The organism is Streptomyces anandii JCM 4720, from assembly GCF_014650655.1.
GTDB classification, from domain to species: domain Bacteria; phylum Actinomycetota; class Actinomycetes; order Streptomycetales; family Streptomycetaceae; genus Streptomyces; species Streptomyces anandii.
In genome coordinates this window covers 58,564-58,800 of record NZ_BMVJ01000020.1, presented here as the reverse complement: position 1 = coordinate 58,800, position 237 = coordinate 58,564, and positions in this window count along the sequence as shown.

Sequence of the window (237 nt, the reverse complement as noted above, 5' to 3'; positions counted from 1 at the left end):
GGTTCCCACCGCGTGCGGGCGGTGCACCGGTCTGCAACGAATCTACCTGCGGGCACTGACAGGGCCGGGCCTCGGCGGCGGGTCCGCGCGGCGGGGGCGGGAGGTTTCACCCCGCGTTTCCCCTGGAGAACCCGGCTGCTCACGGCCCGGTGGCCGCGGCCGCGCGGGTCTTCGTGATTCCGGCCACGTCCCGGCGCCGGTGCTCGCCCGTGCACCGGCGTTCACCTTGCGGCTACC